Genomic DNA, 10,659 nt, shown 5'->3' on the forward strand with positions numbered 1-10,659 from the left:
CTTGAAAGAGTCCTTTGCGATGACGCCCCTCGACGCCAAGCGCCCGCTGCAGCTCAACCATCAAGGTCAGCTGCGCCATTTCCTGTCACTCGACGGCTTGCCTCGCGAGCTGCTCACTGAAATTCTCGACACCGCTGACTCCTTTCTGGAAGTCGGCGCCCGGGCGGTGAAAAAAGTCCCGCTGCTGCGCGGCAAGACCGTGTGCAACGTGTTCTTCGAGAACTCCACGCGCACCCGCACCACCTTTGAACTGGCGGCACAGCGGTTGTCGGCGGACGTGATCACTCTCAACGTGTCCACGTCCTCGACCAGCAAGGGCGAGACACTGTTCGACACCCTGCGCAACCTTGAGGCCATGGCTGCCGACATGTTCGTCGTGCGGCATGGCGACTCGGGCGCGGCGCATTTCATTGCCGAGCATGTCTGCCCGGAAGTGGCGATCATCAACGGCGGCGACGGCCGTCACGCGCACCCGACCCAAGGCATGCTCGACATGCTGACGATTCGTCGGCACAAAGGCGGCTTCGAAAACCTGTCCGTAGCCATCGTCGGCGACATCCTGCACTCGCGGGTGGCGCGCTCCAACATGATCGCCCTCAAAGCACTGGGCTGCCCGGACATCCGGGTGATCGGCCCGAAAACCTTGTTACCGGTCGGCGTCGAGCAATACGGCGTGAAGGTTTACACCGACCTGAACGAAGGCCTGAAAGATGTCGACGTGGTGATCATGCTGCGCCTGCAACGCGAACGCATGCAGGGCGGCCTGTTGCCGAGCGAGGGCGAGTTCTATCGCCTGTTCGGCCTGACCACCGCACGTCTGGCCGGTGCCAAGCCGGACTGCATCGTCATGCACCCCGGCCCGATCAACCGCGGCGTGGAAATCGAATCGGCAGTGGCCGACGGCGCGCATTCGGTGATCCTCAATCAAGTGACCTACGGCATCGCCGTGCGCATGGCCGTGTTGTCCATGGCCATGAGCGGACAGACCGCGCAACGACAATTCGAACAGGAGAACGCCCAGTGAAGCTCAGCATCCTCGGCGCTCGCGTCATCGACCCCAACAGCGGTCTGGACCAAATTACCGACCTGCACCTGGAAGCCTGCAAGATTCTCGCAATCGGCGATGCGCCAGCCGGTTTCGAGCCGGTACAGACCATCGACGCCACCGGCTTGATCGCCGCTCCCGGCCTTGTTGACCTGAACGTCGCCCTGCGCGAACCGGGTTACAGCCGCAAAGGCACGATTGCCAGCGAGACCCGCGCTGCCGCAGCCGGTGGCGTGACCAGCCTGTGCTGCCCGCCGCGCACCAAGCCGATTCTGGATACCTCGGCCGTCGCCGAGCTGATCCTGGACCGTGCTCGTGAAGCCGGGCACAGCAAGGTGTTTCCGATTGGCGCCCTCAGCAAGGGCCTGGAAGGCGAACAACTGGCTGAACTGGTCGCGTTGCGCGATGTGGGCTGCGTCGCCTTCGGCAACGGCCTGGAGAGCTTTCGCAACACTCGCACCCTGTGCCGTGCGCTGGAGTACGCGGCAACGTTCGATCTGACGGTTATTTTCAACTCTCAGGACCGCGACCTGGCCGAAGGTGGCCTGGCGCACGAAGGCCCGACCGCCAGCTTCCTGGGTTTGGCAGGCATTCCTGAAACCGCTGAAACCGTGGCATTGGCCCGCGACTTGTTACTGGTCGAGCAAAGCGGCGTGCGCGCGCACTTCAGCCAACTGACCAGTGCTCGCGGCGCAGCGCTGATCGCGCAGGCGCAGGCGCGCGGCTTGAAGGTCACGGCTGACGTGGCGCTGTATCAGTTGATTCTGACCGACGAAGCGCTGATCGATTTCTCCAGCCTGTATCACGTACAACCGCCACTGCGTACCCGCGCGGATCGTGACGGCCTGCGTGAAGCGGTCAAATCGGGGGTTATCAGCGCAATCTCCAGCCATCACCAGCCGCACGAACGCGACGCTAAGCTGGCACCGTTCGGCGCGACCGAACCGGGCATCAGCAGCGTCGAATTGCTGCTGCCATTAGCGATGACGCTGGTTGAAGATGGCTTGCTGGACGTACCAACCCTGATCGCCCGCCTGAGCAGCGGCCCGGCGGCGGCATTGCGCCTGCCTGCCGGACAACTGAGCGCGGGGTCGCCTGCCGATATCGTTCTGTTCGACCCAGCGGCATCAACGGTTGCCGGTGAAAACTGGCTGTCCAAAGGCGAAAACTGCCCGTTCCTCGGCCACTGCCTGCCAAGCGCAGTGCGGTACACGATTGTGGATGGACGGATTACACATACTGGGTAGCACGGCAGCCCGCTGCACGCCGTGCAGCGGGCTTAGCTAATAAGTGGATTAATCATTTAAATAACGCAATAACAACCCCCTATTGAAACTAGTCCCATTGAGACCCACCACGATTTTCCCATCCGCTTGCAATTGAATTTCGGTAGGAGGTTCATTATAGCCTCCTACAAATGTTTCGACGCGACCCTCTACTCCAAAGCTCGAATCCAATATTCCATCTAGCCTATAACGTGTCACATACATATAGGAGTCGCCGATGCTCTCTGACTTCGGCTGAGAACGACCCATGACCAATAGACGACCATCAGCTTGAAATATCGCCGACATCCATTGTACCCAGTAATCATCATTAATAGGCGTTTCGACTACCTCACCATTACTGAACGAAGGATCAGGAACACCATCGGCCGTAATACCCATTATGAATCCTGAGCTGTCCAAATCAGAAAAGTCCGAACTGATAACACCCGCCAAAGCGAGAGAGCCATCCAGCCTCATTGCGATGGTGCTTATCTCTACTTTTTTACCAAGAACTATAACCTCCAAAAAACCTGCATCTCCTGGTCCAAAGCTGTTGTCTGGACGCCCCCGAGAATCAAACCGGTACAATCTACCCGTGGCGGAACCGTCCTGCGGACTGGTTGTATACCCAGCCAAAACAATACCTCCATCAGGCTGGATCACAAAATCAGTTCCACGCATCGATTTGCCCTGCACGGATATGTCCAGTATGCCTTGGTTCCCAAATGACAGGTCCCAATCACCTTGCATGGTAAGCCGAAAAATCACAACGCTCTCAATGTTTCCCGGATCGCGCGTCCCTGTAACGCTACCGTAGATAAACCCGTCAGCGAGGACCTGCAGTGCGCCCACATTAAATACAAGCCCCCTATAACCCTCAGCGGTAAGGTCGTATCTCCTGATCCCGTTTAACCCAAACTCGGTATCAAGCTCTCCCGTGTCAAGAAAACGGACGACAATCAATTCAGGATCAGCCTCTACTCGGCTGCTTGCGTCTAACTCCAACATCACCACCTTGCCGTCGCCCTGTATAACGACTTTAGAAGGCAAACTTATTTTCGAGCCTTCTGAAAAAGTACCAGTTACAACACCATCATTCCCAAATCTTATATCGCGCGCCCCCCCTGCCTCCAACCGGCCCAGACAATAAAAATCCTGACCAGTATCAAAGTCCGAGAAGTATCCAGACACATACATTTGACCATTTGAAGCTGGAGCTATAGAGGCAAAGAACACATCCATCAGTGACCAGTCAAACGCCTTCCAGATCTCAACGCGCCCAGGTTCAAAATCAGTCTGAGAAAAATCTGGATCCAAATCACCTGCCATACTAATACCCATAGTAACGTCGCTCATGAAAACGCTCCTTGTCGACTACACCCACGTTGGTTTTCGGGCTAGGAGGGTGCACGACAGATATCACTGTCCAGGCGGACTTACAGATTACTTAATTATAAAAAACACTCAACTTTAGATTAGAAATAAGAATACATTTTTGATTCCAAATTCAACCAAAAAGGCTGTTTGATCAAGCAACCTCAACGGTTGCCGGAGAGACCTGGCTGTCCAGAGGCGAAAACTGCCCGTTCCTCGGCCACTGCCTGCCGAGCGCAGTGCGCTACACGATTGTGGATGGACGGATTACCCATACCGATTAAAACGCGGTAGCACCGCTCCCTAGGTCCAATGCAATATCCAATAATATTAGCGCGATGACCTGGGACCGGCCTCGCCGGGAAGAGGCCAGTACATTCAGAGCATCTGTATCGTCAGGAATGCTGTCTTCCCGGCTGAAGCCAGCGAGATCACAGCACAATGGACGCCACCTGCCCCCCTCATGCCTATTCGTCCTGATCGTTGAGAAGGCGCCACAATATTCCTTTATTGAGGCTGGTTCCATTGAGGCCTGCGACAATCCTTTTATCCATTTGCAGTTGCATTTCAATAGGCAGGTTTGTGTTTCCTCCCGTCGGAATGTCTACCCTGCCATTGCCCTGATCTCCAAATAAGACATCCGCAGTACCATCAACGTTATAGCGAGCAATATAGAGGTAAGAGTCAAACCTCTCGGACCGTGAACGCCCCGTGACCAACAGTTTCTCGTCGGGTTGAAACCGGGCTGAAACCCACTGAACGGTGTATTCCTCACTAATCTGAGTAATCATCAAGTTACCCCCGTTGAAGCCAGACTCTAGAACACCGTCAGCGGTCAATGCGATGATAAAACCCTGATCCTGTAAACCCAGGTCCGGCACCTCCAATGCACTGGCGATTCCGCCCCAAACTATGGACCCGCGGGAGTTACTCGCGACCGCGTTGACCTCTACGCTATAACCATCCAATGAAAACTCAAAAAAACCGTTCCCTACCGGCCCGAAAGTATTGTCCACCTGGCCCCGATTATCCAACCGCGCAATAAAGCCTCTGGAGTAACGATCCTCAACAGCAGTTAACTGCCCGACTAAAATGATTTTCCCATTCGGTTGAGCGTAAAGCCTGGTAACACGCAAGGAGGCATTGGGTGTACTGAGAGGAACGCCAAGCTCTAAAAAACCTGTTCCATTGAATGAAGTATCTAACTCCCCTGCTGAGGTAAGGCGATAAATCAAAGCGCGCTCAAGCGCCTCCTTTGATTCATGGTCTTCGTAAGTGACGCTCGTGTTGCAAGCCAGAATTTTCCCGTTGGGAAGCACGTGTAAATCTCCTGATAAGTAAGCCAGGAACTTGTACCTGTCAGCGGGCAAATCATGCCTCATCAGCCCTTGGTTGCCGAACGTAAGATCCACCTCACCGCCCTCTTGAAATCGAGCGATCAGAAGTACGGGTTCAGGAAACTCTTCAGAGTTCAGGAAAGCCAGTCCCTGCAGAAGGATCTTCCCTTCAGACTGCTCAACCATTCGGGTGACGTGAATCAAGTGAAACTCCGGTGAAAACCGCCCTCTTACAACACCGTCATTTCCAAAGGTAGTGTCGCGTTGCCCACCTTCCTTGAGGCGCGTAATGAAGTACTCAACCGGGCTTTCGACTGTTTCAGCAAAATAGCCACATACAGACAGAGAACCATTGGCGGTAGGCACGACAGAGGAAAAAAGAGATCTCTAGCCCCCGGCCAATCCAGCGCGTGCAAGATAGATACAAAACCCGGCGCCGTAGGCGTCGACCCGAAATCAGGGTCCAGTTCACCGGCATAACGCGGCTGATTTAGTTTCCTTACCATCTCTATAACTCCGTTTATCACGTATCCAAAATATCGCTTTAAAAGAAAAGCCGTACTCCTCAGAGGCTGATATGAAGTTAAGCTGCCCCCTGCAGAGGCCTCAGTTTAATAAGCGCTAAGTCACCGCACTTTGATTGCGAAACGCTATAGAGCATGGTGTTCAGACGAGCGCCAAGGGCTGATCAGTCCGGTTATCAGCCCTTTGCAGATGAGACAAAGCCACTTCCAGATAAAAGTGAATTTGATCGTGAGGCGAGGTGTCAGGTGCGCTGCTCCGCATTCTTGATCGAAATCTGATCATTCAGCGTCCACAGGTCATACAGCACGCCAACCAGAAACAGCCCGCCCGTGAACAGGTAGATGAACCCGGTGATCCACTTGCCCTGATACATGCGGTGCACGCCGAGTACATTGAGAAACGCCAGCAGCAACCAGGCCACGTTGTAGTCAATGGAACCTGAGGTGAAACGCAGGTCGGCTTCGCGGTCCATGCCGGGAATCAGGAGCAAGTCGATCAGCCAACCAATGCCCAGCAAGCCCAAAGTGAAAAACCAGATCGTGCCCGTTACTGGCTTGCCGTAATAGAAGCGATGAGCGCCGGTGAACCCAACAATCCACAGCAGGTAACCTACCAATTTGCTGTGGGTGTCCTGGCGCTGCGGATCATGTTGATAGGTGTTCATTTGGACCTCTTTTGCGCTGATAGAAAAAAATATGTGTAAAGCGTGTGACTTTTTTACGGCTGTCCGACGTATGGCAGGAACCTCTGGCGCTTATAACAAACCCTTGTAACACAAGGGATTCACCCATGTTTTGAGAGAGTTTGTCGCGAAATCTGAAACGATCGTTCCGTAATCGTTCTGTCATGAGGGGTCTGAAAGTCGCAAAAAGCTGTTATAAAGTTGCGCGCTAACCCACAAGAGCCCTGCCGAATGCGTCCTTTTTTCAAGTCATGGCTAACCATCTGCCTACTTATGCCACTGGCCGCCCACGCCACCAATCGTGAGCAACAACTACCCGCGAGCTTCACCGGCTACACCGCGAAAACTCATTCTTCGTCAGCCGTCGCGGGCAATCAATCCACCGAGCCTGCGCCTGTCATCTCTCCACGTGGCCACAGCTCCCGGACTACCATTTACCGTAGCCCGAGCAAGAATTCCAAAGCCGTCGCCAATGTACAAACGTTGTCGGGGCCGAACACCAAACAGAGCAATGCGGTCGTGAGCCGTGCTTTGCAAGCGGTCGGTACTCCTTATCGTTGGGGCGGCAACACCCCAGGTAAAGGCCTCGACTGCAGTGGTTTGGTGAAATATGCATTCAACGACGTGGCTGAGGTCGATCTACCTCGCACGTCCAACGCCATGGCTGAAGGCCACGGCGTAAAGGTTGATCGCAAGGATTTGAAGCCCGGCGACTTGCTGTTCTTCAACATCAAAAGCCGCAAGGTCAACCATGTTGCGATTTACCTGGGCAACGACCGCTTCGTCCACGCCCCACGGCGCGGCAAGAAAGTCAGCGTTGATACCTTGAAGAAGCCGTACTGGAACAGCCATTACATGGTTGCCAAGCGCGTGCTGCCGAAGCAAAGCGCTCCGTTGCGGGTTGTTCAACGCTGATACAACATCCCCGGTAGGAGCGAACTTGTTCGCGAAGAGCTAGTACATCCAACGCTAATGTGTCGGATGTAGGCCTTCTCGCGAACAAGTTCGCTCCTACCGGGATTGTGTTCTGCCTTAGAAATTATCCGGCACCTTGGCCTTTTCCTTCGCCGCATCGCGGGTGATGAGCCCCTTCGCGACCAGGTCCTTGAGGCACATGTCCAGCGTCTGCATGCCCAGCGAACCACCGGTCTGAATCGCTGAATACATCTGCGCGACCTTGTCTTCACGGATCAGGTTACGAATCGCAGGTGTGCCCATCATGATTTCGTGAGCGGCTACTCGACCGCCGCCGACCTTCTTCAGCAGCGCCTGAGACACCACCGCGTGCAGCGACTCGGACAGCATCGAGCGGATCATGGATTTCTCTTGAGCCGGGAACACATCGACAATCCGGTCAATAGTCTTGGCCGCTGACGTGGTGTGCAGCGTGCCGAACACCAGGTGACCGGTTTCCGCAGCGGTCAGCGCCAGACGAATGGTTTCCAGGTCACGCATTTCCCCGACCAGAATCACATCAGGGTCTTCCCGCAGCGCCGAACGCAGGGCCTCCGAAAAGCCCAGCGTGTCGCGGTGCACCTCACGCTGGTTGACCAGACACTTCTTGGACTCGTGAACGAATTCAATCGGGTCTTCGATGGTCAGGATGTGGTGATGGCGATTGACGTTCAGGTAATCGATCATCGCCGCAAGAGTCGTGGACTTGCCCGAACCGGTCGGCCCGGTGATCAGCACCAGCCCGCGAGACACGTCGGTAATCTTGCGAAACACTTCTCCCATGCCCAGCTCTTCGAGGGTCAGGATCTTCGCTGGAATCGTCCGGAATACCGCACCTGCGCCACGGTTCTGGTTGAACACGTTGACCCGGAAGCGCGCCACGCCCGGCACCTCGAAAGAAAAATCCGTCTCCAGATACTCTTCAAAGTCCTGACGCTGCTTGTCGTTCATGATGTCGTAGATCAGCGCCTGCACGTCCCTGGCATCCAGTGCTGGCAGGTTGATACGGCGTACATCACCGTCCACACGAATCATCGGCGGCAGGCCAGCCGAGAGGTGCAAGTCCGATGCGCCTTGCTTGGCACTGAAAGCCAGCAGCTCGGTAATATCCATACAGCTCCTCAATCACATAGAATGCCGCAGACTTTAGCCCTGCTGGCGCAAATCAATGTCCATGATAGCAGCGAACATTTCAACGCTCCGCGAGCGAATTAGCGCCGCCGCACAAGCCGCGCAGCGTGACCCGGCGTCCATCGGCCTGCTCGCAGTGAGTAAAACCAAACCGGCCGAGGCCCTGCGCGAAGCGTACGCGGCAGGTTTGCGGGACTTTGGCGAAAACTATTTGCAGGAAGCGCTGAGCAAACAGCTCGAATTGGCCGACCTGCCCTTGTGCTGGCACTTCATCGGCCCCATTCAATCGAACAAGACTCGCGCTATCGCCGAGAACTTCGCTTGGGTACATTCGGTGGATCGCCTGAAAATCGCACAACGCCTGTCCGAGCAACGTCCTGAAGACCTGCCGCCGCTGAACATCTGCATTCAGGTCAACGTCAGCGGCGAAGCCAGCAAGTCCGGCTGCACACCCGCCGACCTTCCAGCGCTGGCTGAAGCGATCAGCGCCTTGCCTCGCTTGAAACTGCGTGGCTTGATGGCCATCCCGGAACCCACCGACGACATCGCTGAGCAAAACGCCGCATTTGCAGCCGTCAGCACACTGCAGGCGCAATTGAACCTGCCGCTGGACACCCTTTCCATGGGCATGAGCCACGACCTGGAGGCCGCCATCGCACAAGGCGCCACCTGGGTGCGGATTGGTACTGCCCTTTTTGGCGCCCGTGACTACGGCCAGCCATGACCTCTGACTCAAGGAATCCGACATGAGCAAGACACGCATCGCCTTTATCGGCGCTGGCAACATGGCCGCCAGCCTGATCGGAGGGCTGCGCGCCCAGGGCGTGGAAGCCGACTCGATTCGCGCCAGCGACCCCGGCGCTGAAACACGCGGCAAGATCGCCGCCGAGCACGGCATCACGGTCTTCGCTGATAACGCCGAAGCCGCAGAAGGCGCAGACGTGGTATTGATCGCCGTCAAACCGCAAGCCATGAAAGCCGTTTGCGAAGCCCTGCGTCCAAGCCTCAAGCCAAATCAACTGGTGGTGTCCATCGCCGCCGGTATCACTTGCGCCAGCATGCAAAACTGGCTGGGCGAGCACCCCATCGTGCGCTGCATGCCCAACACTCCGGCGCTGCTGCGTCAGGGCGTCAGCGGCCTGTACGCCACCGAGCAAGTCAACGACGCACAACGTGCACAGGCCGAGCAATTGCTGTCGGCTGTCGGCATCGCGCTGTGGCTGGAAGAAGAAAAACAACTGGACGCCGTGACCGCCGTTTCCGGCAGCGGCCCGGCGTATTTCTTCCTGTTGATCGAAGCCATGACCGCCGCAGGCGTGAAACTTGGCCTGCCAAAGGACGTGGCCGCACAGCTGACGATGCAAACCGCGCTGGGCGCCGCGCTGATGGCGACTGGCAGCGATGTGGATGCTGCCGAGCTGCGCCGCCGCGTGACCTCGCCATCGGGAACCACGGAAGCCGCAATCAAATCATTCCAGGCCGGAGGCTTCGAAGCGTTGGTAGACACCGCGCTGACCGCCGCCGCACATCGTTCGGCAGAAATGGCCGAACAGCTGGGCAAGTAATCTTTTTAGGCCATTGAGGAGCAGACCGATGATCGGACTGAACACCGCTGCAATCTACGTGCTGCAAACCATCGGCAGTATGTATCTGTTGATCATCCTGTTGCGCTTCGTGCTGCAACTGGTACGCGCTGACTTCTACAACCCGCTGAGCCAGTTCGCGGTCAAAGCCACCCAGCCACTGCTCAAGCCGCTGCGCCGGATCATTCCGAGCCTGTTCGGCCTGGACATGTCTTCGCTGATTCTGGCGATCATTGTGCAAATGATCCTGATGGCACTGACATTGCTGCTGGCGTACGGCACGACGGGCGATCCGCTGCACCTGCTGCTCTGGGCAATCATCGGCGTGACCGGTCTGTTCCTGAACATCTTCTTCTACGCCCTGATCATCAGCGTGATCCTGTCGTGGGTCGCCCCTGCCAGCCATAACCCTGGCGCGCAACTGGTCAACCAGATCACCGAACCACTGCTCGCCCCGCTGCGCCGGATCCTGCCAAACCTCGGCGGCCTGGATATCTCGCCGATCCTGGCGTTCATGATCCTCAAGCTGCTGGACATGCTGGTCATCAACAACCTCGCCGCCATGACCCAAATGCCGAGCGTACTGCGCTTGCTGATGTAATCGCATGATGTGGGGCCAGACCCTGGCCCCACATCATCGGAATATCCTCTGAACTGCCCCCGTAATTGGATGGACTCGCCCAAGCCGAGGCGTCAGTAGCGCCACGGTGGCATTCTTAAGAAGCCAACGACAGCGAGGGCGAGTCCATGAAAAAGCATA

10 protein-coding genes and 2 pseudogenes are annotated in these 10,659 nt (G+C 56.4%); 7 read left to right on the plus strand and 5 right to left on the minus strand.

All coding sequences use genetic code 11. The features are described 5' to 3' along the window. Positions 1-19: 19 nt before the first annotated feature. Positions 20-1,024 carry an aspartate carbamoyltransferase catalytic subunit gene (locus AO242_RS09545; RefSeq protein WP_027898382.1) on the plus strand — a complete coding sequence of 335 codons (1,005 nt, stop codon included), beginning with the start codon at positions 20-22 and terminating at the stop codon, positions 1,022-1,024. Then, on the plus strand, positions 1,021-2,292 hold the full coding sequence (locus tag AO242_RS09550) for a dihydroorotase (RefSeq protein WP_099268514.1): 1,272 nt from the start codon (positions 1,021-1,023) through the stop codon (positions 2,290-2,292). Before AO242_RS09545 ends, AO242_RS09550 begins: the two co-directional genes overlap by 4 nt. Positions 2,293-2,340: 48 nt before the next feature. Here AO242_RS09550 and AO242_RS09555 read toward each other — a convergent pair whose 3' ends face one another. Continuing rightward, positions 2,341-3,669 carry a hypothetical protein gene (locus tag AO242_RS09555; protein WP_099268515.1) on the minus strand — a complete coding sequence of 443 codons (1,329 nt, stop codon included), beginning with the start codon at positions 3,667-3,669 and terminating at the stop codon, positions 2,341-2,343. A gap of 164 nt (positions 3,670-3,833) precedes the next feature. Here AO242_RS09555 and AO242_RS09560 point away from each other — a divergent pair. Next, a pseudogene (locus tag AO242_RS09560) lies at positions 3,834-3,971 on the plus strand (dihydroorotase); the annotation flags it as partial. Positions 3,972-4,154: 183 nt separating this feature from the next. Here the strand turns inward: AO242_RS09560 and AO242_RS09565 are convergent. The 3 genes and pseudogenes from AO242_RS09565 to AO242_RS09570 form a co-directional block, all read right to left on the minus strand. Beyond that, a complete protein-coding gene (locus tag AO242_RS09565; RefSeq protein ID WP_257153405.1) occupies positions 4,155-5,228 on the minus strand; it encodes a hypothetical protein in 1,074 nt (357 codons plus the stop codon). Between the two features lie 39 nt (positions 5,229-5,267). Beyond that, positions 5,268-5,390: pseudogene (locus tag AO242_RS30110) on the minus strand (hypothetical protein); the annotation flags it as partial. Positions 5,391-5,790: 400 nt separating this feature from the next. Then, positions 5,791-6,213 carry an NINE protein gene (locus AO242_RS09570; protein ID WP_099268517.1) on the minus strand — a complete coding sequence of 141 codons (423 nt, stop codon included), beginning with the start codon at positions 6,211-6,213 and terminating at the stop codon, positions 5,791-5,793. A 249-nt stretch (positions 6,214-6,462) separates the two neighbouring features. On the opposite strand from AO242_RS09570, the gene AO242_RS09575 reads away from it, so the two are divergent. After that, a complete protein-coding gene (locus AO242_RS09575; protein WP_099268518.1) occupies positions 6,463-7,146 on the plus strand; it encodes a C40 family peptidase in 684 nt (227 codons plus the stop codon). A gap of 117 nt (positions 7,147-7,263) precedes the next feature. Here the strand turns inward: AO242_RS09575 and AO242_RS09580 are convergent, their stop codons facing one another. Then, positions 7,264-8,298: a type IV pilus twitching motility protein PilT gene (locus tag AO242_RS09580; protein WP_027901799.1), complete on the minus strand. Its 1,035-nt coding sequence runs from the start codon at positions 8,296-8,298 to the stop codon at positions 7,264-7,266. Between the two features lie 55 nt (positions 8,299-8,353). On the opposite strand from AO242_RS09580, the gene AO242_RS09585 reads away from it, so the two are divergent. The 3 genes from AO242_RS09585 to AO242_RS09595 are packed head-to-tail and all read left to right on the plus strand — an operon-like array spanning position 8,354 to position 10,500. Continuing rightward, positions 8,354-9,040, plus strand: coding sequence for a YggS family pyridoxal phosphate-dependent enzyme (locus tag AO242_RS09585; protein ID WP_099268519.1), 687 nt, complete (start codon positions 8,354-8,356; stop codon positions 9,038-9,040). A gap of 22 nt (positions 9,041-9,062) precedes the next feature. Continuing rightward, positions 9,063-9,881, plus strand: a complete 819-nt coding sequence (proC, locus tag AO242_RS09590) for a pyrroline-5-carboxylate reductase (protein WP_099268520.1) — start codon at positions 9,063-9,065, stop codon at positions 9,879-9,881. A 28-nt stretch (positions 9,882-9,909) separates the two neighbouring features. Continuing rightward, on the plus strand, positions 9,910-10,500 hold the full coding sequence (locus AO242_RS09595) for a YggT family protein (protein WP_027901796.1): 591 nt from the start codon (positions 9,910-9,912) through the stop codon (positions 10,498-10,500). Positions 10,501-10,659: the final 159 nt, after the last annotated feature.

Origin of the sequence: Pseudomonas sp. ICMP 561 (assembly GCF_002699985.1) — a bacterium.
Classification (GTDB): domain Bacteria; phylum Pseudomonadota; class Gammaproteobacteria; order Pseudomonadales; family Pseudomonadaceae; genus Aquipseudomonas; species Aquipseudomonas quasicaspiana.

What these genes read in the sequence shown, in the direction of transcription:
- AO242_RS09575 (WP_099268518.1), top strand. Translation starts at nt 6,463, where the DNA reads ATGCGTCCTTTTTTCAAGTCATGGCTAACCATCTGCCTACTTATGCCA.
- proC (WP_099268520.1), top strand. Translation starts at nt 9,063, where the DNA reads ATGAGCAAGACACGCATCGCCTTTATCGGCGCTGGCAACATGGCCGCC.
- AO242_RS09545 (WP_027898382.1), top strand. Translation starts at nt 20, where the DNA reads ATGACGCCCCTCGACGCCAAGCGCCCGCTGCAGCTCAACCATCAAGGT.
- AO242_RS09570 (WP_099268517.1), bottom strand. Translation starts at nt 6,213, where the DNA reads ATGAACACCTATCAACATGATCCGCAGCGCCAGGACACCCACAGCAAA.
- AO242_RS09555 (WP_099268515.1), bottom strand. Translation starts at nt 3,669, where the DNA reads ATGAGCGACGTTACTATGGGTATTAGTATGGCAGGTGATTTGGATCCA.
- AO242_RS09585 (WP_099268519.1), top strand. Translation starts at nt 8,354, where the DNA reads ATGTCCATGATAGCAGCGAACATTTCAACGCTCCGCGAGCGAATTAGC.
- AO242_RS09595 (WP_027901796.1), top strand. Translation starts at nt 9,910, where the DNA reads ATGATCGGACTGAACACCGCTGCAATCTACGTGCTGCAAACCATCGGC.
- AO242_RS09580 (WP_027901799.1), bottom strand. Translation starts at nt 8,298, where the DNA reads ATGGATATTACCGAGCTGCTGGCTTTCAGTGCCAAGCAAGGCGCATCG.